The 23,890-nt window shown below is 47.6% G+C and carries 23 protein-coding genes; 9 read left to right on the top strand and 14 right to left on the bottom strand.

Annotated elements, in window-relative coordinates; all coding sequences use genetic code 11:
- Positions 1-50: 50 nt before the first annotated feature.
- Positions 51-1,172, bottom strand: a complete 1,122-nt coding sequence (gene bshA / locus HHL16_RS00790) for an N-acetyl-alpha-D-glucosaminyl L-malate synthase BshA (RefSeq protein WP_169423241.1) — start codon at positions 1,170-1,172, stop codon at positions 51-53.
- Between the two features lie 79 nt (positions 1,173-1,251).
- Between bshA and HHL16_RS00785 the strand changes: the two genes are divergently transcribed.
- Positions 1,252-1,650, top strand: coding sequence for a hypothetical protein (locus HHL16_RS00785; protein WP_169423240.1), 399 nt, complete (start codon positions 1,252-1,254; stop codon positions 1,648-1,650).
- Between the two features lie 9 nt (positions 1,651-1,659).
- Here HHL16_RS00785 and HHL16_RS00780 read toward each other — a convergent pair whose 3' ends face one another.
- Positions 1,660-2,361, bottom strand: coding sequence for an SAM-dependent methyltransferase (locus HHL16_RS00780; protein ID WP_169423239.1), 702 nt, complete (start codon positions 2,359-2,361; stop codon positions 1,660-1,662).
- Positions 2,362-2,388: 27 nt separating this feature from the next.
- The gene (locus tag HHL16_RS00775) at positions 2,389-3,156 is read right to left on the bottom strand and encodes an EI24 domain-containing protein (protein ID WP_169423238.1); all 768 of its coding nucleotides are present in this window, start codon (positions 3,154-3,156) and stop codon (positions 2,389-2,391) included.
- 79 nt (positions 3,157-3,235) lie between these two features.
- Here HHL16_RS00775 and HHL16_RS00770 point away from each other — a divergent pair, with 79 nt between their 5' ends.
- Both HHL16_RS00770 and HHL16_RS00765 read left to right on the top strand, forming a co-directional pair.
- Positions 3,236-3,853 carry a DNA-3-methyladenine glycosylase gene (locus HHL16_RS00770; RefSeq protein ID WP_169423237.1) on the top strand — a complete coding sequence of 206 codons (618 nt, stop codon included), beginning with the start codon at positions 3,236-3,238 and terminating at the stop codon, positions 3,851-3,853.
- Positions 3,854-3,913: 60 nt separating this feature from the next.
- A complete protein-coding gene (locus tag HHL16_RS00765; protein ID WP_169423236.1) occupies positions 3,914-4,819 on the top strand; it encodes a hypothetical protein in 906 nt (301 codons plus the stop codon).
- 65 nt (positions 4,820-4,884) lie between these two features.
- On the opposite strand, the gene HHL16_RS00760 is transcribed toward HHL16_RS00765, so the two are convergent.
- Positions 4,885-5,913, bottom strand: a complete 1,029-nt coding sequence (locus tag HHL16_RS00760; RefSeq protein ID WP_240965702.1) for a PorP/SprF family type IX secretion system membrane protein — start codon at positions 5,911-5,913, stop codon at positions 4,885-4,887.
- Positions 5,914-6,007: 94 nt separating this feature from the next.
- The gene (gene upp, locus HHL16_RS00755) at positions 6,008-6,658 is read right to left on the bottom strand and encodes a uracil phosphoribosyltransferase (protein WP_169423234.1); all 651 of its coding nucleotides are present in this window, start codon (positions 6,656-6,658) and stop codon (positions 6,008-6,010) included.
- Positions 6,659-6,724: 66 nt separating this feature from the next.
- On the opposite strand from upp, the gene HHL16_RS00750 reads away from it, so the two are divergent.
- Both HHL16_RS00750 and HHL16_RS00745 read left to right on the top strand, forming a co-directional pair.
- On the top strand, positions 6,725-7,825 hold the full coding sequence (locus HHL16_RS00750; RefSeq protein WP_169423233.1) for an anhydro-N-acetylmuramic acid kinase: 1,101 nt from the start codon (positions 6,725-6,727) through the stop codon (positions 7,823-7,825).
- Between the two features lie 99 nt (positions 7,826-7,924).
- Positions 7,925-9,616, top strand: coding sequence for a M28 family peptidase (locus tag HHL16_RS00745; protein ID WP_206022205.1), 1,692 nt, complete (start codon positions 7,925-7,927; stop codon positions 9,614-9,616).
- Between the two features lie 34 nt (positions 9,617-9,650).
- Here the strand turns inward: HHL16_RS00745 and HHL16_RS00740 are convergent, their stop codons facing one another.
- Positions 9,651-10,328: a GNAT family N-acetyltransferase gene (locus HHL16_RS00740; RefSeq protein ID WP_169423231.1), complete on the bottom strand. Its 678-nt coding sequence runs from the start codon at positions 10,326-10,328 to the stop codon at positions 9,651-9,653.
- A 405-nt stretch (positions 10,329-10,733) separates the two neighbouring features.
- On the opposite strand from HHL16_RS00740, the gene HHL16_RS00735 reads away from it, so the two are divergent.
- Positions 10,734-11,660, top strand: coding sequence for an AraC family transcriptional regulator (locus tag HHL16_RS00735; RefSeq protein ID WP_169423230.1), 927 nt, complete (start codon positions 10,734-10,736; stop codon positions 11,658-11,660).
- A 9-nt stretch (positions 11,661-11,669) separates the two neighbouring features.
- Here the strand turns inward: HHL16_RS00735 and HHL16_RS00730 are convergent, their stop codons facing one another.
- From HHL16_RS00730 to ade, 8 genes are all read right to left on the bottom strand, one after another.
- Positions 11,670-12,965 (bottom strand): FecR family protein, encoded by a 1,296-nt coding sequence (locus HHL16_RS00730; RefSeq protein WP_169423229.1) that lies wholly within the window; start codon positions 12,963-12,965, stop codon positions 11,670-11,672.
- Positions 12,966-13,037: 72 nt separating this feature from the next.
- Positions 13,038-13,637, bottom strand: a complete 600-nt coding sequence (locus HHL16_RS00725; protein WP_169423228.1) for a sigma-70 family RNA polymerase sigma factor — start codon at positions 13,635-13,637, stop codon at positions 13,038-13,040.
- Between the two features lie 241 nt (positions 13,638-13,878).
- Positions 13,879-14,640, bottom strand: coding sequence for a response regulator (locus HHL16_RS00720; protein ID WP_169423227.1), 762 nt, complete (start codon positions 14,638-14,640; stop codon positions 13,879-13,881).
- Entirely contained in the window at positions 14,637-15,674 is a 1,038-nt protein-coding gene (locus HHL16_RS00715; RefSeq protein ID WP_169423226.1) for a histidine kinase, read from the bottom strand. The genes HHL16_RS00720 and HHL16_RS00715 overlap by 4 nt, the downstream gene beginning before the upstream one ends.
- Positions 15,675-15,680: 6 nt before the next feature.
- Positions 15,681-16,043 (bottom strand): DUF4288 domain-containing protein, encoded by a 363-nt coding sequence (locus HHL16_RS00710; RefSeq protein WP_169423225.1) that lies wholly within the window; start codon positions 16,041-16,043, stop codon positions 15,681-15,683.
- A 30-nt stretch (positions 16,044-16,073) separates the two neighbouring features.
- On the bottom strand, positions 16,074-16,832 hold the full coding sequence (locus HHL16_RS00705) for a hypothetical protein (RefSeq protein ID WP_169423224.1): 759 nt from the start codon (positions 16,830-16,832) through the stop codon (positions 16,074-16,076).
- 109 nt (positions 16,833-16,941) lie between these two features.
- Positions 16,942-17,580, bottom strand: a complete 639-nt coding sequence (locus tag HHL16_RS00700; protein ID WP_169423223.1) for a Crp/Fnr family transcriptional regulator — start codon at positions 17,578-17,580, stop codon at positions 16,942-16,944.
- Between the two features lie 191 nt (positions 17,581-17,771).
- A complete protein-coding gene (gene ade / locus HHL16_RS00695) occupies positions 17,772-19,436 on the bottom strand; it encodes an adenine deaminase (RefSeq protein ID WP_169423222.1) in 1,665 nt (554 codons plus the stop codon).
- A gap of 131 nt (positions 19,437-19,567) precedes the next feature.
- Here ade and HHL16_RS00690 point away from each other — a divergent pair, with 131 nt between their 5' ends.
- The 3 genes from HHL16_RS00690 to HHL16_RS00680 all read left to right on the top strand — a co-directional run bounded on the left by HHL16_RS00690 (position 19,568) and on the right by HHL16_RS00680 (position 23,869).
- Entirely contained in the window at positions 19,568-22,024 is a 2,457-nt protein-coding gene (locus tag HHL16_RS00690; RefSeq protein ID WP_169423221.1) for a TIM-barrel domain-containing protein, read from the top strand.
- A gap of 61 nt (positions 22,025-22,085) precedes the next feature.
- A complete protein-coding gene (locus HHL16_RS00685) occupies positions 22,086-23,447 on the top strand; it encodes a dipeptidase (RefSeq protein WP_169423220.1) in 1,362 nt (453 codons plus the stop codon).
- A 20-nt stretch (positions 23,448-23,467) separates the two neighbouring features.
- Complete coding sequence (locus tag HHL16_RS00680) at positions 23,468-23,869, top strand: RNA-binding S4 domain-containing protein (RefSeq protein WP_169423219.1); 402 nt, start codon at positions 23,468-23,470, stop codon at positions 23,867-23,869.
- The last annotated feature ends 21 nt before the right edge of the window (positions 23,870-23,890 follow it).

Genomic DNA, 23,890 nt, shown 5'->3' with positions numbered 1-23,890 from the left:
TCAGGTGCCGATCAGATCAACTGCTCAGCATATGTCAATAACTGTAAAACTTAGTTGAGAAAACGATTGTACAGTTCTTCGTACATGGGCACTACTCTGTCGATATCGAAGTGTTGCGCATGTGCGAAAGCGTTAGATTTGAACTGTTTCAGCTGCTCAGGATTTGAAAGCAGCTCCGCTGCCTGACGGGCCATATTGTCTACATCACCTACGTTACTGAGGTAGCCTGTTTTACCATCTACGTTGATCTCAGGCAAACCGCCTGCATTGGTGGAAATAACCGGAACGCCTGCAGCCATTGCTTCGAGGGCAGCCAGACCAAAGCTTTCATAATCTGATGTGAGTAAGAAGAGATCAGACACTGCGAGTATCTCTTCGATCTGCTCCTGTCTGCCTACAAAACGAGTGTCGTCGCAGATGCCGAGCTCGCGGCAAAGCGCTTCGGCGATTGGCCTTTCCGGTCCGTCTCCCACGAAAAGCAGTTTGGACGGCACTTTCGGCAGTACCTGTGCAAAAATCTTCACTACATCTTCTACCCGTTTCAGTTTACGGAAGTTGGAAGCATGCAGCAATATCTTTTCTCCGTTCGGTGCAATCACTTTTCTGAATGCATCGATGGGTTTTTTGTTGAATCTTTTTACATCCACAAAGTTCTGGATCACTTCTATGTTCTTGCCGATCTTGAAATGTTTGTAGGTCTCATCGCGCAGGTTATTCGACACGGCTGTGATGGCATCGCTCTCGTTGATGGAGAAAGTTACCACGGGCTCGAAGGTTTTATCGCGGCCCACGAGTGTGATATCGGTACCGTGCAGCGTAGTGATCACCGGAATGCGTTTACCTTGCTTCTCCAGTATCATCTTGGCCATATATGCAGCCGATGCGTGAGGGATAGCGTAATGTACGTGCAGTAGATCGATATTGTTGTTTACGATCACATCGACCATGGTGCTGCTCAATGCAGTTTCGTAAGGAGGATAATCGAACAGGGGGTAAGTAGGTACCCGAACTTCGTGATAAAATATATTGGCGTTGAACTCGCTTAATCTTACTGGTTGCTGATAGGTGATGAAGTGAACCTGATGACCCTTATCGGCCAGGGCTTTGCCCAATTCAGTGGCCAGCACTCCGCTTCCGCCGAATGTTGGATAACATACTATTCCAATGCGCATAATTACCTATTAGTTGATGGGTATATGTATATGTGTGAAGGTAAAGGAATTGTTTAACTTTAGGGAAATAACAGCACTTATGGCCGGAAGGTTTAAAGTCAAGACAATTATCTTTTGGGTACTCCTGATCGGACTGATAATCTTTGTGTATGTCCGCTATTTCTGGGTTTTTGCCGAAGGCACCAAGGGTGGCCTTCTGAACACTTTTCAGAAGAAGGGCTATGTTTGGAAAACCTATGAGGGAAAGCTTATCCAGAGCGGTTTCAGAGCAAATGTTCAGAGTAACGAATTCGAGTTCAGCGTAGTGAGCGAATCTGTGGCCAAAGTGCTGCTGGAGAATTCGGGCATGAACGTTCAGGTTCATTACAAAACCTATCTCGGAGCGTTGCCCTGGCGCGGATGGCAGAAGCAGATCGTAGACAGCGTGTACGAAGTGCGTAACCCCACCAATCTGGAAAATGTGATCAGCCCGCAGTAGGAAAATTAATTATCCCATAACACAGAAGATGGTCGGTCGCTTGTGCAGCTCCGGTACCTGTTTCTTCCATTCGGATACCGTTTTTGTACGGATGAATTCGGTGGATGCCGTGATGTCGGCTGCAATGCAGATGCGTGTATTGGGATGAAGTGTTTTCAGCATCACTTCCACCAGCTGATTATTGCGATAGGGTGTTTCGATAAATACTTCGGTGCAATTCTTTTTACCCGATTCAGCTTCCAGCTCCTTCAACGCTTTGATGCGACTGGCCGTATCGATGGGAAGATAACCGGAGAAACGGAACTGCTGGCCGTTCATGCCACTGGCCATCAAGGCTAGCAGTATCGAGCTGGGGCCAACCATCGGAACTACCGTGGCGCCTGCGTTCTGGGCCACACCGATCAGCAATTGTCCGGGATCGGCAATGCCGGGGCATCCGGCTTCGCTGATGATACCGATATTTTTATTCTGTTTCAGACATTGCCTGAACTCCTGCTGCACTGCCTCCTCTGCTTTGTGGATAGTGAACCACTGGTAATCATCGATCACCATTTCTTTCCAGAGTTGTTTCAGAAAGCGGCGGGCGCTTCTTTCGTTCTCCACAAAAAAACATTGGCAGTCGCGTACTGCTTCAGTTACATAGGCCGGGATGGTCTGTGTAGCTGATTCATGCAGAAAAGATGGAATCAGGTAGATCTTGCTCGAAGTCATGGCGGCAAGTTAGCGAAAATGTTCGCCTCAGAGTGCGGGTTCCTTTTCCTGATGATAGAGACTGATGGTAGCAGCCACTACAGCATAGGCAGGCGCCAGCACCCATCCGAGGAAGGGAATCCAGTGCATGAGGTAGAACACCATTCCGTTTCCGATGGCCAGCCCCTTGTGCTTACCGATGAATTCAATGCTTGCTGCCGGCGAAAGTTTATTGCGCTCACAGCTGTAATCGAGCATGGAGAATCCGTAATAGTAGCATTCTACAAAGAGTGCGAAGAGCGGAACCATCCATCCAACGATGGGGATGAAACTCAGTATCAGCAGAGTGATCATGTACACCGTTTGCCAGAAAGCGTTGCGCAGCGCGAGTTTGATGCCGCGTGCCATATCTTTCAAAACCTGTGGCCAGCTGAAAGGATAATCTTTTCCGTTGAGGATGGCATCAGTTTTTTCGCTGAGATAAGCAAAGAGTGGCGAACCGATAATGAGAAACAGGTATTTGAATAATGAGAAGTAGAAAGATAAAAGCAGCAATCGTATCATTATCTCACCCATCAAAAAGAAGAAGCTGAGAATGCCGCTGCTCTGACGATGAAGCCAGCGATCGATACCAATGCGATGACTTAACCAGGAAACTGCATTGTCAGAAGAAATCCAGAAAAAATAGATGCCCACACAAAACAGGATGGCATAGAGAATACCCGGAATCAGGATCCACTTCCACAGCCTGTGATGGCTGATGAACTTATGTGCCCTGATGTAGGACTGTATCGCAATGACGATTTCTTTGAGCAAGTTGGTTATTTTTGATTCGCTGGTTTTGGGTTAATCCTCCAAACCTACTAAATAAATGAAAGAATAAATGCCTGCAGCAATGAAAAAATTGAATGAGCATTTCTACGACCGGCCAGATGTGGTGCAGATCGCAAAGGAATTGCTGGGCAAAATACTCGTTACTTCTTTTGATGGGCAGACAACGGCAGGCCGCATTGTTGAAACAGAAGCATATGCCGGAGAAACAGACCGGGCCTCACATGCGTGGAATGGCAGGAGAACAAACAGAACCGAAGTGATGTATGGAAAACCGGGAACAGCCTATGTTTATCTATGTTACGGCATTCATCAGATGTTCAATGTGGTTACCAATCGCAAAGATGTGCCGCATGCCATACTGGTTCGTGCATTGGAACCGGTAGAAGGAAAGGAGATCATGTTTCAACGTTTTGGCGTATCCGAAGGTCAGCGGGCAGATAAATATTTTCTCACCAAAGGACCGGGAAATGTGGGGCGTGCGCTGGGACTTCATACTTCGCATACGGGTACGAGCCTGCACAGTAAAGAATTGTACATCGCCGATGATGGAATGAAATATGAAGATGAGGCAATAGGTGTTTCGCCGAGGATCGGTGTGGATTATGCCGGCGATCATGCGGCATGGTTATACCGGTTTTACGTGAAGGGGAACAAATATGTGAGCGGGAAGATCAGATAAATCGTATCTTGATTTCAATTGCATGAACCAGCCCCTGATTGATTATTACAAAATGCAACCATGAAATTTCTTCTGCTGCCGTTGGTGGCTTTGCTGGTATTGAATTCCTGCACAAAAAACAATTCCTCCGGTAAAGATGTTGAAGTAACGCTGCTCTCTTCCTGTGAAAGTGAGCAAGCAACTTATTCGTTCCTGTATAATGAAAAAGGGATGCCTGTTCGTGTTGAAAAGTCTGAACCGGCAACTGCCCCAGGGGGCAGCCCTGATCTGATTTACAGAGAACTGAGCTATCCCGGAAGCAACATTATCCGGAGTGTAGGATACAGCATAAGAGACGGAAAAAAACACAAAACCGACAGCGCGATTTTCATGCTTAATGCACAAAATCAAATTGCGAAAATCGACAGAATGGAATTCTACCCATCTGGAGAATTTGAGCGGGATACTGTCGAGTTTTCTCTTTCGGATAAAGGAACCCTCAGGTATATTTCTTTTTTCTACACTCCATTTGAACCATCCTGGATACTAAAGAATGAAAACATCTTTTTTCAGAATGCTGATTTCAGTATGCCTAAATTTATAAGAAAAGGAGAGTATGAAGACCGTTATACTGCTTTCCGGAATCCTTTCAATTTCGAAGAGCTGGAAAAAATATTTTACCCTAGTTTCGGTTATGCCAATTCCAGTTTCAGCAGATACTTGCGCAACGAATTTACTCTGCAGCAACTTTGTTCGGATAAATGCCCTTCGTATACGATGATGCGCGAACAGATGGAAGGCGAATGGAATCCATGGAATGAAACAACAACAGAAAACAGGTATTCTTATGAAGTAAATGCGGAAGGGGATATCACAAAAATTACTGACAATATCACCCTCACTAACAAAACGAAATCAACGGTGGATGTGCAGACGAAAAAAGTGGAATGGAAACTCAAATACATCAAAATGACTGTAAGAAGATAATCAGATCTCAAATAAAGCAATGGCCGGTTGATTGTCAACCGGCCATTGCTTTATTAATGACTTTATCAGAAAGTAGGACAAGGAATGCCCTTGTATCCCGGAGGTCTTTTGGTGAAAATTAGCGAGATCTCCAGCCCGCCTCTGCTCTGAGAGATTGTTTTCAGTTTTGATGTATTCACGTCGTAAGTGGCTCCAAGCCTGAATCCCCCGAACTCCATACCCAGATAAGGAATGGCAGCATCATTCTGGTTATTGAATCTGCTGAACAGGCCTGCATAGAAAGTGGTGGGGCGCTCTTCATCATTGTTAACGGTGAGACCAATCACTGCACCACCTACAACATTCACTGCATTTTCCTGACGTGTGTAGAGTGCGCTGAGATAAATATTCCGGTTATGATTTCCTGCAACCGGAAAGCTGCCGCCTGCATGTGCAGTAACGCGGGTTTTCAGTGTGTAATCCACTTTATCTTCTCCGAATGTTTCCCTCGGTTGATTGAGGTGATAACCAGACACGCCGAAATAAAAATTATTGTAACCGTCGGTAGAGCCATTGTAGAGCACACCTGCGGACAGATCGAAATAACTGATGTTGAACTGACGGCCATCCATGGTTTCTCCGCTGGGGAGTGTCCAGCCACCATGCGGATCGAGTTCGGATTCGAAATTCAGTTTGGTGCCATCCAATCTTTTGGAGAAATAGGAACCCTGAAATCCAAAACCGATCTGATGCAATCCATCCACATCAAGCCCTTTATGATACGCTGTGGAGAGCGAGATCATATTGGTGTTGAGAATGCCGTTGGCCGTTTTATCCGTCATGGCTACAAGCCCTACACCCCAGGTATCGAGGTCAGACAATTTGCTGCGCAGAATGGGCAGATCGAACGAAATGGTAGTGGTGATAAAAGCCTGGCTGATAGCGGGCCATTGATCGCGATAGTTTCCGGCAATGCGAAAATCTCCATTGAACTTGCCTGTGAGTGCGGGGTTCAGTGTGAGCGGAGAAACGAAGAACTGGGAAAAATTCGGATCCTGCGCTGATGCCGAGTGCATCAACAGCAATGCAAGCATACCCGTGTAGATTTTCCTCATCCGCATTTTGTTAGGAATGACTATTCCTAATGTACGAAAAAAACAGAGAACGGTGAGGTTAAATTTACCGGCAGCAGCCGCTTCTTGACATATGTTACATCTGCACTTTGGTGCCGAAGGCGAGATCGCCGGCATCGCCCAGTCCCGGTACGATGTAGCCCTTGGCGGTCAACTCTTCGTCGATGGCTCCACACCAGATCTTCACATGCGGTTCGCTTCGTTTTACATATTCGATCCCTACAGTGCAGGCGATGGCAGCAACGATATGGATCTCACGGGGATGGCCCTCATCGCGGAGGTACTGAATGGTTTTTACGAGTGATGATCCGGTGGCCAGCATGGCATCGGAGATGATGATCACCCTTCCTTCGAGTTCAGGACAGGAAACATATTCGAGGCTGATCTCGAAAGATCCGTCCCGGTTATGCTTGCGGTATGCGGAGATAAATGCGTTATCGGCTTTGTCGAAATAATTGAGCAAACCCTGATGCAGAGGCAGACCCGCTCTCAGCACAGTAGCTATCACAGGTTGTTCTTCGAGTACGCGGCAGCTCGCAAACCCCATCGGAGTCTGAATTTCCCGCTCCACATAGGGCAGGTGCTGACTGATCCGGTAAGCGGCAATTTCACCGATCCTTTCGAGGTTGCGGCGGAATCGCATTCTGTCTTGTTGTACATTCACGTCTCTTAATTCACTCACCCAGTTACTGAGCAAAGAATCCTGTTCACTTAGATTGATTACCATGCGTTACTTTTGATGAGCAAAACTAATCCATTACAGCAACTCATTATCTTCTAAAATAGTAAAAATATGGTTTACAGAGTACTCGGCCTCATGAGTGGCAGCGCGTTGGACGGGCTGGACATTGTTTTTGTTGAGTTTCAGGAGAATGGCGGAAAATGGGAGTATGAGATCCTTCACGGTGAAACTTACCCGTACAGCCAGGAATGGATCGATAAACTCAGGAATGCCGTTTCGCTCAAAGCGCTCGACTACCAGTTACTGCATGTAGAGTACGGCCACTATATCGCCGGCGAAGTGAATAAATTCATCGATCAGCATAAGCTCGATTTCAAAGTGCAGCTGATCGGATCACACGGACATACCACCTTCCATGTTCCTTCCAAACATATGACCGGACAGTTGGGTGATGGGGCTTCCATTGCGGCACTTACCGGCATCAATGTAGTGAGCGATCTTCGTGCCATCGATATGGCCCTGAAAGGACATGGCGCCCCTATTGTTCCCATCGGCGAAAAGCTGCTGCTGAACGATTACGATCTCTTCCTCAATATCGGCGGCATCATGAACGTGAGTTTCAACAAGCCAAACGACTATATCGCATTCGACGTTTGCCCTGCCAACCGCGTAATGAATATGCTTGCTCAGAAGCTGGGCAGTGAATACGATTTCGACGGAAAGTTTGCACGCTCAGGAACCCTTCGCCCCGATCTGCTGAAACAACTCAATGCACTTGAATATTACAAACTGCCGCATCCGAAATCGCTGGCGAATGATTTTGGTACCGATGTGATCTATCCGTTGGTAGCAAAATCCGGTTACTCCATCGAAGATGGTCTCTGCACGTTTGCGGAGCATATGGCCATTCAGCTGAAAAATAGTCTGGAAGGGCTTTTGCAAGGAAATGAAAGTGTGAAAAAACGCATACTCGTAACCGGTGGTGGCGCGCATAACTCTTTTGTGATAGAAAGACTGAGTGCACATCTTTCAGAGATCGGTGTAGAAGTGGTAGTGCCGGATAAAGTGCTGGTGAATTTCAAGGAAGCACTCATCATGGGACTGATCGGCATTCTCCGCTGGCGCGAAGAAGTGAACGTAATGTCTACCGTTACCGGCGCAACGCGCGACAGCATCGGCGGTGCCGTTTGGATGGGACAACCCTGGAACTAAAATAAATCATTTGCACCGATCACTGGTAACAACCTTTGACAATATCCGCATAGTAGTCTATGCGGATATTTTGTATTATTACGGTACAACCAAATGAATATGCGACTTCTTGCCCTTCCCCTTCTGGTATTGTCTTTGAGTGCATCAGCTCAAACATCTCCCACAGAAAAACTATATTCCGCGGCAGCGAGAAAAAACTTTCAGGCAGCCAATGCCTTGAAAACAGTGGCTTTTGTGGAATCAAGATGGAGATTAGCAGGCAATAGCGGATTCAATGAAAGCATCCGTTTGGTTGAAAAGCAATTGCAGCAGGCGGGCTATGTGAAAGATAGTACGGGCACATCAGGCGCCAAACTCACCTATCGCATAGAACATCGCCCGATGGATCGCCTCACATGGGAGCCGATCGATGCATCCGTTTTTATCGAAGGGGAATCTACACCGCTGCTGAGCTTCAAAACCAACCGCAATATGATCGCCATCAATTCCGAATCAACTCCGGAAGGCGGCGTTACAGCAGAACTGGTTTGCATCAGCAAAGAAGAAGACTGGAATCAGGATCTGAAAGGGAAGATCGTATACGATGTTACATCTGCCGGCAATGGATACAACAGAGCCAATTCAAAAGGAGCCATTGGCTCACTGTCATATACCATGCCCGCTTATACGCAACCTGAAAAGAATATTCATTCCATTCAATTCGGGAGCATCCCGGGCAAAAGAGAAAATATTCAATGGCATATCTTCCTTTCCTACGCTGCGAAGAGCAGGCTGAATACCGCGCTGGCAAAGGGTTCTGTGAAACTGAAGGTGATGATTAAAACAAAACGGTACAATGCGGAAGAGCTGACCGTTGTTGCAGATGTAAAAGGATCGGAAAAACCAGCTGAACGTTTTGTATTCAGTGCGCACGTACAGGAGCCCGGCGCCAACGACAATGCAACCGGTGTAGGTACACTCGCAGAGATGGCGCGGGTAACTGCTGCTATGATCAAAGAAGGCAAACTGAATCCCCGCCGCAGCATCACTTTCCTTTGGGGAGATGAAATAGTTTCAACACGCAGATACATTCAGGAAGACAGCATCCGTGCCCTCGGTATCCGATGGGGATGCAGCCTCGATATGGTGGGTGAAGACACTAAAAAAACAGGAGGTACTTTCCTCATAGAAAAAATGCCCGATCCGTCTGCAGTATGGACACGCGGTAAAGACAAACATTCGGAATGGGGAGGAAGTCCATTGCCTGAATCATCCATCGTGCCTCATTACTTCAACGATCTGTTGTTGACGCGCTGCCTCAATGAAGCAGCAGACAATGGTTGGGTGGTGAAAACAAATCCATTTGAGGGAGGAAGCGATCATACGCCATTTCTCAATGCAAAGATACCCGGACTGCTCATGTGGCATTTCACGGATCAGTTCTATCATACAGACGGAGATCGTTTCGATAAGGTGAGTGGCAGCACCATGAAGCATGTGGGAGTAAGTGCACTGGTAATATCCTGGCTGCTCGCTTCAGCAGACAATAATGTGGCAGTTGCGTTGGTGCAAGATCTGAAACGCAGTGCAGTAAAGCGTTTGAGCGATGAAGTGTTGATAGGAAAAGCCAATCTGAAAAAAGGAAGCATCATCGAAACCGAAGATCATATTCTCGAAGTATGGCAGCAATACTACTCCAACGTATTGGATACGATGAAAGAAATTCCAGTTGAAGGGGCAAGCGAATCACTCACTAACGCCATAGAACAAGCGAAAAAAGAAGTTAATCAAAAAAAATACCGACTGCGATAATCACTGCCGGTATTGTGTAGATTAATGGAAAAAATCAGGCGACAATCTTTCTGCCGCAACGAAACATTCTGGCCTTTTTGCCTGGCATAATAATCTGTGATTCCAGGGTAAATCCGGCTTTTTCCAGTGTACAACCAATGTTGCTTTCTTCATCCAGCACAACTACCAATCTTTCTACTTCTGCAAAAGAGAAGAAGAAATCCTGACAGGTCTGAAGGATGCCCAAAGACCATTCGTGGTTGCTCTCTTTCTCCGGATCGATCAGCAACTGAATGCGGTAGTCTCCGGGTTTTGCTTCGTAATAGGAGCTCACATCATCCTGCATGGCATGGTGAATGTCTACCTGTGCGGTAGCCACTTCATTGATCTGAACAAAGAATGATTGTACGGAACTGGAGTCAGCGATGCAAGTGTAGGTTTCATTTAGATGCCTGATATGGGCGTCTTTTTTCATGAACCTTGTAAACCGCCAGGGAAGCCAGTTGTAGATCACCGGCAAATCAGTTCCGAGACATAACAGTCTCACTGCTACAGTGAACTGATTAGATTGAAAATACCTTTTGCACACCGGGTGCTGCTGAACGGCTGCATAGGAAACAGGTTTGCACAACATAGTCCTGTCGATCTCTAAAGGACTCTTACTCATAGGATGCGCTTCGAAATAACCTGTTGTAGCCATTGCGGCGAACGGGAAATTTAAGCTGGTTGACATTTGCTATAGGTTTTTAGGTATGCTCAACCAGAGCCTGAGCCAAATTCTAGCGTTTTACGGGATTAGAGCGGTGCGATAATTTTCAGAGGGAGTTGACCATCCTCGTTGAAAGCGTCTTCTTCCACGTTCAACGGGTATTGAAAATTCACAAATCGGGAGTAAAGAATCTAATCTGAAGGTAGTTTAAATTATAAAATAATTCAAAGCATGTAAATCAAAATACAAAGAAACCCTTACGATTTCGGGACACCGTTGGGAAAAACTCCCGATAAAATAACGGTTTTCCAAACCATTATTCGAAATTTGATACAGCAGTTTTTACACTGATTCAAACCTTTTAAGAACCTTACCATGCCATTAAGCCTACTATCCGAAATCACCGGTACGGTGTCTTTGTCATCGTGCATGCCTACAATGCTTTGGGAATACAAACTGCCAGATGCCAGATGTTTGGTGGCCTCCGGACCTGAGGGGCAATGCCTTCTGCAGGAGATCGCCGGCAATGGATACTCCATCTGGTACAACACTTTCCAGCTGGCGCACAAGGATACCATTACCATTACAGACGAACTTCCGGTTATTCGTATTCCTTTCATGATCCGCAACAGTTTCCATTATCAGGCAAAAGGCCTGGGCGACTGGTGGATGCACGAAAGCTCCTTCGCCATTTATTATTCACCCAAGGGACAAACAAAGCTGCGTTTCGACAAAGACCGGCTGTATTCCAGTTTTGAGCTTTGCATCAAACCGGAGTTCCTGGCGCCCATGGCTGCCCATTTTCCGTTGGCCGCAGCGCTGCTCGACAGAGCAGGAAACAATGGCGCCGCACTCGCAGGTTCTGCGCCGCTGGTAGCTACTCCCGCGATGATGGCGATCATCAAAGACATTCTCAACAACACGTATACAGGTCCGCTCCGTCACCTTTACCTCGATGCAAAGGTGAATGAGTTGCTGCTGATGGCGCTTCATCGTACCGTCAATTACAAAGCGCCTGCTGCCGTTAAGCTCAGCGAAGCAGAAGTGGAAACCATTTACGACCTCAAAGCATTTTTGCTGAAACAACTCGATCGCTCTTATTCTGTAGAGCAACTGGCAAAACGCCGTGGACTCACTGCCCACAAGCTCAAACGTGGGTTTCTGAAGATCTATGGAGCCGGCATTTTCGAGTATCTGCTCGAAGCAAGAATGGAACGCGCAGGCGCATTGCTGCACGAAACCCATATTCCCGTTGAACAGATTGCAAGGCTCACCGGATACAAGAACATGGCAAATTTCTCTGTAGTGTTCAAAAAGTATTTCGGATTTCCTCCCCGGTATTTCAGAGGGAAGTAAAGATGTTTATCAGCGCATAACTGTTACCGTTTTACCTTCAATGGTAAAGCGAATGATACCTGTTTGCTCAAGACTTTCCAGAATTTCCGAGATCGGTGTGCTGCGTGGAAAGCTGGATGCAAATACTGCATCCAGATCGTCTTTGAATATAACTTTCACGTTGTACCAGCGGGCAAGCTGCCGCATGATCACGTGGATGGATTCTTTTTTATAGCTGAATTTTCCATCTCTCCAGGCAACGACAGAATTACTGTCAACTGCAGAGACTGCCATTGGGCCGTTTGCTTTGAAATCGGCTTGCTGACCGGGTTTGATCACTTTGGCCATTTGCTGCCTGTTGGCCGGCACAACACGCACGCTTCCGCGAAGCAGTGTGGTTTGGATGCTGGGCTCATCATTGTAGGCATTGATATTGAAACGGGTGCCAAGTACCTGCACTTCGCCCGAAGGGCCCGATTGTTTATTGATGCTGACGATGAACGGCACTTTCTGTCCCTGCTTTTTCATTTCCTCCACCTCGAAAAATGCTTCGCCGGTAACCGTTACCCGGCGCTCACTACCGGTGAAGGACAGGGGAAAACGAAGTGATGAAGCCGCATTCAGCCATACGCGCGATCCGTCGGGCAATACTACATGGTACTGACCACCTGAGGGTGTAGTGATGGTATTGAAACCTGCTTTTCCATTCTTCGCAGTTTTGGAACTGTTGTATTCGAGACGGTCGGCTGCAGTTTTCTCGATAGTGGCATCGCCTTCATCGGCGAGTAATCCGTGTGCACTCTTGTCGAGTTGAATGGTGCTTCCGTCGGCGAGTTCGAGTGTAGCAACATTGCCACCTGGTGATACATCGTTTTTATAACGTGTGCGTATATCGTCTTCAACAATTGCATCCTGTGGGGGAGCGGATCTGAAGAAGAAAAACCAACTGCCCAAAGCCAGCACCAGAACGGCTGCTGCGGCACCGGCTATTTTCGTCCAGGCTATGCGGCGTACAGGTGTTTCGGGTTCTGCTTCTTCGGTTGTTTCCTCTTCAGGTTGATGATATTTATGTAAGAATTTTTCGTAGCCGGCGTCCACATCCACTCTGTCGAGCGCGGCAATTCCTTTACGCACCCATTCTTCTCTTTCCACAAACTGAAACAGGTGCGGCCTTTCTTCGGAAGAAAGCCATTCTTCCAGTTCAGTTTTTTCACGGACGGAAATATCTCCGGCCATGAATTTTGAAATGAGTTCTTCTATGCGTTCGTTTGTCATTGGTTTCAATTCGTTGGAAAACATGGTTCGGGCAACATTGAGTCCGAACATGCAACAACAGTTGCGTTAATACCTGCAGGCTGCGTTGAATAAAGGATTTACTAAGTGGAAATGAAGGCGTTTTCAGCAGAAAAACTCCATCGAAATTAGACAAAACAGCTGAAAAAAGGTGGCCAGTGGCATGAGGTTCTTCTTTGCCAGTACACCACGCAGCAGGTTCAGTGCTTTTGCTTTCTGATTGAGTACTGTTTGTGGTGAAAGCTCCAGCTCTTCAGCGATCTGCCTGGTGGTCATTCCCTTGGAGAAGATCAGTTTGAAGATCTTTTTGCATTGGGAGGGCAGTTGTTCTATTTCGTTGTATACCTCCTGCAATATGCGTGCACGCAGCATTTCGTCGTCTGCCTGTGCATCGGTATAATCCATGAGGTACTGTAATTGTTCGTGGCTTTTTTCGTGACGCGCAAGTCTTCTCAGATGATCGAGGCATTCGTTGCGAACCGTAATGTAGAGGAATGCTTTGATATCGCGCAGCGATTGAAACTGCTCTATGCGGCCAGTGAGTTTGAAGAAAGCTGTGGCAACAATATCTTCCGATTCATGCATATTGTTGATCAGCTTATCAGCAAAATAGATCATAGGCCTGTACAACTGATTGAACAGTTCTCTTACCGCCTCCGGCTGCTTTTTGTGCAGTGCTGCAATAAATGCCTTATCCGATTTCATGCGAAATGGTTGAAGTGTTAGGATGCGAGCGAACATTGCATGCATTTGCCGATGCAATGCCGGATAAGGTAATGGTCTGGAACAATCAGGATCTTCAAATGATCTTGGATTTCCTTTTTGGGCTGGAACCGGATGGTTGGGTCTACGTAACTAATACTAATGTTCAGAAATGATCTGATGAAAATAATCGAAAAATCTGGTTTTTGAAACAGATGGTATCAACCTGTGAAAAAAATAATACTCAGATTCCCAATACAGTTTTGAGCCTTGCATAGCCGGTCTTACTTACCGGCACACTCACCGGTTGGGGCGCTCCGGTATTGAGAACTGCCAGGTAGCTTTCCTTTTCGTAGGCATCGAGGCGGGTGATAATCTGCACATTTACAATGAATGAGCGATGGGTTCTCACAAACTGGCGGTTGTCGAGCGTCTGCTCGAAATGCGCCATGGTTTTGTTTTTGAGGAATACACCGTCGGCCGTATGCACTTTCACATAGTCGTCGTCGGCCTCCAGATAGAGTACTTCAGGGATGGGAATGATGCGGATCTTGCTGCCGGTTTTCACCACTATGCGCTGGTTTTGCGGCGAGCTGGCAGAAACTGACTGCAACAAAGATTGAGTTTGTTCAGCCGCCGGAACGGGTAATGCCTGTTGCTGATCGAGCCATTTTCGCAGGGCTTTGTCGAATCTTTCCTGACTGAATGGTTTCAGCAGGTAATCCACTGCATGATTCTCGAATGCTTTGAGCGCATACTCGTCGAATGCAGTGGTGAATATGATGGCAGGAGGATTGTCTATCAGTTCGAGCATTTCAAAACCATTGATCTTGGGCATCTGCACATCGAGAAACACCAGTTCGGGCTGATGCTGCTGAATGGCTTTCACTCCTTCAAAACCATCATTGCATTCCTGCACGATAGTGATGGCAGGATAGGCCTGCAGGTATTCTTTAATGATCATTCTTGCTAATGGTTCGTCGTCTATCAATATCGCTTTGATCATACCTGTGGTATTTTGATGGTAGTGGTAAAGTTGGTTTTGTCTGCATGTGTAATGAGCAGGTCTTGACGGCCGAAAAGCAGGTAGAGCCTGCGTTTGGCGGAGTGCAATCCGAAACCGGTTCCTGCCTGTGGCGAAGAAGTGGCGGGGTCGTAAGGGTTCTGAACAGTGATCTCCAGCAATCCGTTCACCAGCTTCACGCTAACAAGTATCTCCACCTGCTCGGTGGTATCGTACAGTCCGAATTTGATGGCATTCTCCACAATGGGTTGAAGCAGCATATGCGGAATCTGCATTTTGGCTGTTGTTTCTTCCTGTTCTATATGTGCCTGCAAACGATGACCGAACCGCACTTTTTCGATTTCGAGATAGAGTTGCAGGTGTTGCAGCTCATCTGTGAGGCTGATCCATTGCTGTTCGTCTTTACGGAGTGTACCGCGTAAGAAATCTGAAAGCTGCTGAATCATTTTTCTCGCCTCCGCTGGGTGCATGCTCACGAGTGCACTGATGGAGTTGAGGCTATTGAAAAGAAAGTGCGGCTGCAATTGCTGACGCAGCTGATACAATTCTGCTTCTCTGGCAAGCTTCTCTGCATCTGCTTTTCTTTTTTCCTGTTCTTTCTGTTCTTCCATGGTGTACCAGAGCTCGCTCACAAGAGCGGCGCATTCGATCAGCAACAGTCCTACGCTGAATCTTACACCCTTTGAAGCTGCAAGAAAATTCAGGTAATCTGCATTACTGCTGAATATGTTCTTCAGGCTGTAATGAACAGACGCCATCGCCAGTCCACTCAGTGCGCAGCACATGAGAAAAAGATAGGGGATGATGCCTTTGCGTGGCCGGTACCAACGAAGATTGATGCTCACCAATGTGCATACTGCCGCCATGTTAACGCTGGTGATCAGTGCATCTGTGATGGAAATTCCCCAGCTGAACCCCCAGCCCTGCATTATGTACATATGCAAAATGCTCCACAGGAGCCAGAATCCTATGAAGACGAGTTTATTCTCTTTGGGCGTTAGTGGTGATGCAGCCATAAGCGTTTAGAACAATTGCAGAATTTTATGGGTGATATTGTTTTTGATATGGGCAGCTTTGCGATGCACCAGTTCTGTGAACAGTTCGGGATTGTCCGATTCCTGAATGCGTGAATAGAGCTCGGCTCCATCGATGAGTGCACTGAGTTGATACAGTTCGCTCACATTGATGAACTCCCATTGCACCAGCTTTTCATCTTTATTCAAAAAGATCTCCTGCTCCTGCTCTCCGATGGCTGCTGCTTTTTCGAAGGCGGTGGTTTCATTCTCTGCTGCGATCAAACGGAGTTGCTCATCGAACTGCGAGCATGCTTCACCGTCGTTGCCGCAATGAATTCTGTAAACGATTTTTGCCAGGTACCAGTTCATACGATAAAATTTGAACGGGAAATAATTTGGTTAATAGTTTTTCACATCCAGTCCTCCGAAAAGGATGGTGCCGCGAACGATCAGCTTTTTATTGGGATCTGTGGGGGTGTTGTAAGAGCGTTTGTCGTCGATGCCGCCGAAGATGGCTACAGCCTCCGTGGTGCTTACTTCCCAGTGAGCGGGCACAATCAGTTTGATGCCGCCGAACATTACGGTTACTTCGAGAATGATGGTGCCTTCGAAGTCTGCGTTAAGGAGATTCACTTCACCGCCGCCGAATATGGTGAGTATCTCTCCTCCTTTGAATGATTTGTTGTAGATAACTTTTTTGATGCCGCCGAAGGCTGAGGTCATGTCTATGGACTGGTCTTCTGTATGTCCGCCTTCATCGGGTGTACCGTTTTCGTCCCGGTTGCCGCGTCTGAGGCTGAACCAGCTTTCTCTCGAACCGTAGAGTATCATTATGCCAACCCCAATGAATATGATGGGAAGAATGTACCGCTGGATTCTTATTTCTGGAAATTCACGAACGATGAGGAAGAATACTCCTGCGCCGATCATCATCAGCCAGGTGTAGTCTCTGAATTTGGTAGTGGCTCCTACGATGATGCCCGCCGCAATGATGGCCATCGGCCAGGAGATGATCCATTCGGGAAGATCCAGTCCGAAAGACCTTGTCAAAAGAACTGCGCCTACCAGTAACAGAGCAAACCCCGCCCACTTGTTCGTATGGCTTTTGCGGGGTTTATTTCCCTTGCTGGTGTTCGCATCCTGCTGGTAGCTGTCCATTTGCTTTAATTTTCAACAAATCTAGCATTGGAAGCAATTGCAGGCAAGAGCAAGGCTGTTATTGTATTGCAGGTTCCGGTAAAACCCGGTAATTCTTCGGTGAAAAAGCTCAGGCTTTGGCCTGTGAGAGCTTGCTGCGAATTCTGCTCAGCGTTTCGAGGGTCATGCCCAGGTACGAAGCGATGAATTTCAGCGGAACGCGGTTCAGCAAATGGCTCTTGGTGGCAATAAAATGTTTGTATTTGGAAGTTGCTTCTGTGAGGCGGGCAATGAATGCGCGCTCTTCGGCATCGCGGTAATAATTTTCGAGGATCTTTCTTCCGATAACATTGGCTTCGGGAAAGTTTTCGTAGAGATACTGCAGGTCGTTGTAATGAAGGCCGGTGAGCTCACAGTCTTCGATAGCCTGCACATTCTCCGAAGATGCCTGCTGCAGCTGAAAGCTGGCAATGGCCGAAACAAATTCACCTTCTCCAGTGATCCAGGTAGTGATGTCTTTGATTCCATCCTTTACGTATCCACGAAGAATGCCTTTTCTTACGAGATAGAAGTGTGTGCAGACTTCTCCCGCAGAGGTGAGCATTTCGTTTTTGCGGATCCTGTGAGAAAAACTCTTCTGATTTACATATGCCTGAGCTTCTGTACTGATTGGAGAAAAAACTTTGGCAACGGTAAGAATGGGAGATTCTGGCAGGGTTGTACGAGACGACATCCACTGTTCGCTTGCTGGCTGATTGTGTAAAGGCATACTACGATCTATAAATGTTTAGGTTGGGGGTTCACAAAAACATAGGTTCCTGATCAGGGATTACGGTAGTTATCTAATCTTCCAGAGGACAGTGAAACAAATGAAGACCCGAATGGGTTTCTAATATCTAAAGATAGCAAAAAGAATCACTTATAATGAAAGTTATTTGTGTAAATAAGTGATTCCCTTTATCATATTAACCGAAACTGGTCTCCATCAAAAATACCCAGATCACTTAGTTTGAGATGTGGGATTACCAGCAGGGCCATAAAACTGAGGGTCATATAAGGTGCGGAAAGTTGGGTGCCGAGTGATTTGGCAAGATGGTCCATCGCTGTATATTTTACGGCTACAGTGTATCCGTCGTCGGCGCTCATGAGGCCGGCCACTCCCAGCGGAAGGAGATGGGTTTCAAGGGTGTTGTGGTGAAAGCTGCTGTCTTTGAAACGCACTACACAGCTGATTCCGCCCTGGGTGGCTATCACAGCATTCACCCCCGTGCAGATGGCTTCGTCGTCTGTTCCTACTGCTACTATATTATGACTGTCGTGCGCCACCGAGCTTCCGATAGCGCCGTTCTTCAATCCGAAATTTCTGATAAATCCGATGGCTGCCGGTTTTTCGTGGTCGTACCGGTTCACCACTACTATTTTCAGCAGGTCGCGATCCTGGTCGGCTACCAGCAAACCATCGCGCACAGCCGGTTCGAGATCGAGGCGGTTGGTGATCAGCTGTCCATCGAGGGCTTCGATCACGGGAATGGTGGCTTCGCCCCTGTATGGTTTCTGAAAATAGGAGATCCTTTTGGGTTCGGCGTGGAAATGATTGATGGGTTTTACCGGTACTCTGTCGATGAGCGACTTCCCATTATCGGCTACCAGCTGCCCATTGATGTAAGTGCTGAGCACTTTGAAGTTGATAAGATTCTCTGCGAGGATGAAATCTGCGGGATCGCCTTCGCGGAGCAAACCCACATCCAGCTTATAATGCTGCACGGGATTTACGCAGGCGGCTTTCAACACTTTGAACAGGCCGATACCTTTCGCGATGGCACGTGCGCAGAGCTGATCGATATGACCTTCCACGAGACTATCCGGATGTTTGTCGTCGCTGCAGAACATCATCAGATCGGGATAATCGTTCATAAGATCTATCAGTGCTTCGAAGTTTCGCGCAGCGCTTCCTTCTCTGATCAGCACTTTCATGCCGAGTTTCAGTTTCTCTTCCGCTTCTTCGCGGGTGAAACATTCATGGTCGGTACTGATGCCGGCATCGATGTATTGTCGGATTTCCGCTCCCCGGAGGCCAGGTGCATGGCCATCCACGGGTTTGCCGAACCGATGTGCGGCTGCAATCTTCTCCATCACTTCCGGGTCTTTGAACAGCACACCCGGAAAGTTCATCATCTCACTTAAATATTTTATATCGTCGCGTTTCAGCAGTGCTTCAACGTCTTTGGCATCGAGTACAGCACCTGCCGATTCGAAGCTGGTGGCCGGCACACAGCTGGGAGCGCCGAAATTGAATTTGAAGGGTACCGTATTGCCATTATTGATCATGTATTCAACTCCCTGCATGCCGCAGACATTGGCAATCTCATGCGGATCGCTCACAGTAGAAACTGTACCATGCACAACTGCCAGCCTTGCAAACTCGGATGGTACAAGCATGGAACTTTCAATATGTACATGACTGTCTATGAAGCCGGGAAGTATGAATGGCGCGCCATCTGTGAGGGAACCGGGAGCCAGTTCCTGAATCGCAATGATCTTTCCTCCTGCAATGTGAATCTCAGCAGGATAGATCCTCTCTTCTGCAATATTCACCAACTGGGCTTTTATCTGATGGCTGTTCATGGTCTGATGATGTACGCAATATAGCTAAAAATATAAGTACTGTTATAATCCTGAAGGGCCAATTATTTAATTATCTCCCCCCGAATCTGTAAGTTGCATTACCAAATTCCGGAAGCTTAATTATAACGTTTATGCGCATTCGTAAAATACTGATTTCAGGCATATTGGCCGTAGTATTTTCTCCACTCGCTGCACAGCAGGTAGTGGTGAATACTGTAGGAAAAGATCCGTTCAATGGCAAGGTAACCGATGTGCTGTACAAGGCGAAAGAAGGTCAATGGAATTTCTATCCCTATGGAAACCAGGTGATCAGAGCTGTGTACAAACCGGCCGATTACAACCGGAACGAACTGATGTCCAACGCTGTGATCACCTCTCCGCAGCCTTCCCAGACGAAGGTCACGAACGGCCCGTCACAGGCCATCGACTTTGAAAACGGACTGAGCATAGTGATCCAGCGGGAGAATATCTACTTCAAACAAGGCAGGGAGATCAAAGTAAAATCCGTGCGGTACTTTTCGGAAAACGACAACAGGGGATTCCGTTTCCAGCTATCCGATGGTGAGAAATGGATGGGAGGCGGTGAGCGTGCCATTCCGATGGATCGCCGTGGCTACCGCCTGTTGTTCTACAATACACCCGTGTATGGATATGGACTGGGTGCAGAGAACCTGAACTTCTCTGTTCCTGTTCTGCTTTCATCAAACGGTTATGCACTCTTTTTCGATAATCCATCCAAAGGATATGCTGATATTGGACTTACTGATAAATCCACGCTGGAAGCGGGCTTCAGCAGTGGCGAACTGAACTTCTACGTTGTGTTCGGAAAGAACCTCGACGAAATGCTGCTCAATTATTCTGCCCTCACCGGAAGACAACCACTTCCGCCACGTTGGGCCATGGGCAATTTTGTATCGAGATTCGGATACAGAAATGAAACACAGGTGAAAGATGTAGTGAGCAAAATGCAGGCTGCGAAATATCCGGTAGACGGATTGATCTTCGACCTCTTCTGGTTCGGCGATCATGTGAAAGGAACCATGGGAAACTTCGACTGGGTAAGCAGTTCCAGCTGGCCCAATCCAAAGCTCATGCTCACGCAGTTCCGTCAGCAGAACATCAAACCGATACTGATTGCGGAGCCATTCTTTCTGAAGGGTACCACCAATTATGCAGAAGCTGCTCCATTCCTCGCCACCAATGCAACCGGACAACCATACACATACAATAATTTCTTTTTCGGTGAAGGCGGACTCATCGATATCTTCCGCAAGCCCGCCAAAGACTTTATGTGGAAGCTTTACAAAAAGCAGGTGTCCAATGGCGTTAGTGGATGGTGGAGCGATCTCGGCGAACCCGAAAAACATCCAAACGAAATTATTCACAACCTGAAAGATCAGGGCATCGCACGGCCGGTAAAAGCAGACGAAGTGCACAATATTTACGGCCATCAATGGAGTGCCATGCTGGCTGAAAAATACAGCAATGAGTACAGCGATCAGCGACTCTTCCACCTCAACCGTGCAGGATTTGCAGGCAGTCAGCGTTACAGCGTGTTCCCATGGACAGGCGATGTAGCCCGCAGCTGGAGCGGACTGAAGGCACAATGGCCCATTCTCATGGGCATGAGCCTGAGCGGATTGCCGTACATTCATTCCGATGCAGGCGGATTTGCCGTTGCCGATGAAGCCGACTTCGAACTGTACACCAGATGGCTGCAGTTCGCAGCATTCACACCGGTTTTCCGTCCTCACGGAACAGCGCCGGAGGCAGCAGATCCAACACTGAAAAGCATTCCTTCGGAACCAGTTTTCTGGGATGAAAAAACACAATCGATCGTAAAAAAGTATATCCGTCTCCGTTATGAACTGTTGCCTTACAATTATAGCCTCAGTTTCGATCAGGCAGTGATGGGTAAACCGTTGATGCGGCCATTGTACTACTACGGATTTAATGATGCAGAAGCATTCAATGCCACCGATCAGTATATGTGGGGCGATCAGCTGCTGGTTGCTCCTGTAATGACGCAATCCGCCACCAGCCGCAAAGTATATCTTCCCGAAGGGCAATGGTATCGTTTCTCCGACAATAAACTGCTCGATGGAAAGCAGTGGATCGATCAGCCTGCAGACCTGAGCTACCTGCCGCTCTATGCAAAAGCCGGCAGTTTTGTTCCGCTCTGGCAGACTGATTCTGTGATACGCTCAACCGGGCAATACGATTCGAAGAATATCAGTGTGGTGTATTATCCTTCGGCCAACCCATCTTCCTACACCTGGTACGACGATGATGGTGCCGAACCCCGCGCACTCGAACGTGCCAATTACGAGCTGGTAACTTTCACGGGAACTACGCGCGGCTCGATGATCGTAATCGATATCAAAACCAATAATGTGGCGGCTTACAAACGCAAATACCAGCGCACGTTCACCCTGCTGATTCCCGGCAATTCGGTGAAAGAGGTGAAGGCGAATGGCACTGCTGTGAAGGTTGTTGCCGCTAAACCGGTAATGCTGGCCGATGGCCCGTTCACTGCGGCCACCATCATTTTCGACGGAAAGCCAACCAGCATCGAGGTCCGATTGTAATTGAAAAGTTCTTACATTCGCCACCCAATCTGGCTGCTACTTAACTTTAAAAATTGCCATTATGCAAGCTTGGAAAGATTATCAGGAAAAGAATAAAGATCGTTTCCTCAGTGAACTGACAGAACTGTTGCGCATACCATCAATCAGTGCCAACAGCGCCAATAAAGAAGATATGCGCAAATGCGCAGAAGCGGTAAAGCAACGCCTCATCGAAGCGGGTGCAGACAAAGCGGAAGTAATGGAAACTGCCGGCCATCCGGTGGTGTACGGTGAGAAGCTCATCGATCCTTCCAAACCAACCGTTCTGGTATATGGCCACTACGATGTACAGCCACCCGATCCGCTGAACCTCTGGCACAGCGGGCCTTTCGAGCCGGTTGTAAAAGAAGGCAAACTCTACGCACGCGGATCTGCTGATGATAAAGGACAAGTGTACATGCACGTGAAAGCACTGGAAACCATGGTGCAGACCGGTACACTCACCACCAATATCAAATTCCTGATCGAAGGGGAAGAAGAAGTGGGATCTCCCAATCTTGGCAAGTTTGTAGCAGATCATAAAGACCTGCTGAAATGCGATGTGATCCTGATCAGCGACAGCGCCATGATCTCTCTGGATACACCATCTATGGACATCGGCATGCGCGGTCTCGCTTACATTCAGGTGGAAGTTACAGGCCCCAACCGCGACCTTCACAGTGGTGTGTATGGTGGAGCAGTAGCCAACCCCATCACCATCCTCACAAAGATGATCGCCAGCTGTCACGATGAGAACAATCATATCACCATCCCCGGTTTTTATGATGATGTACTCAACGTGCCCGACGAAGAAAGAAAGATGCTTGCAGAAGCTCCTTATAACGAAGCGGAATACAAAGCCGACCTCGGCATCACCGAACTCTGGGGCGAGAAAGGATTCTCTACCAACGAGCGCACCGGTATCCGTCCAACACTCGAAGTGAACGGTATCTGGGGTGGATACACCGGCGAAGGAGCCAAAACCGTATTGCCTTCAAAAGCATATGCGAAGATCTCTGCACGTTTGGTTCCCAATCAGAGCTCAGAGAAGATCACGGAAATTCTGCTGAACTATTTCAGAAAGATCGCTCCCGCATCTGTGACTGTGAACGCTGAAAACCACCATGGTGGCGAGCCTTACATGACGCCGATCAACTCAAAAGGATTCCAGGCGGCAAGCAAAGCATACGAATCTACTTTCGGAAAGAAACCCGTACCCGTTCGTGGTGGCGGAAGCATTCCTATCTGCGCCATCCTCGAAAGAGAACTGGGCGTGAAGATCGTATTCATGGGCTTTGGTCTCGACAGCGATAACCTGCACTCTCCCAATGAGAAGTTCGATCTGGCTAATTTCTACAAGGGCATCGAAACCATCCCTTATTTCCATAAGTTCTTTGCGGAGTAATTCCTTCGTAAATTTGCCTTATGGCAGAGAAAGAAAAATTACGGATCGATAAATATTTATGGTCAATCCGGTTGTTCAAGACGAGATCGCTGGCAACAGAAGCCTGCGACAGTGGAAAGGTGAAGTGCAACGACATGAATGTGAAGCCTTCCAAATCTGTGAACATCGGAGAAACCTACGAAGTTAAAACAGTAGCCCGGAGATGGACTGTGAAGGTCACCGGGCTACTTCATAACCGCCTTGCACATACAGAGGCTGTCAAATACTACGAAGACCTCACGCCGCCTGAAGAACTGGAACGCATGAAGTTCGAGGCAAGCAGCTTCCACACGGGCAAACGCCTCAGCAAAGTGGGCCGACCTACCAAAAAACAGCGCCGGGATCTCGAAGGATTTATGGGAGACGAAGAAGACGCAGAATGATTTCTCCGGATCAATCGGCCG

The organism is Pseudoflavitalea sp. G-6-1-2, from assembly GCF_012927185.1.
In the GTDB taxonomy this organism is placed as follows: domain Bacteria; phylum Bacteroidota; class Bacteroidia; order Chitinophagales; family Chitinophagaceae; genus Pseudobacter.
Note: the sequence above shows the minus strand (reverse complement) of the source record. Positions and strands in the feature narration are given on the sequence as shown.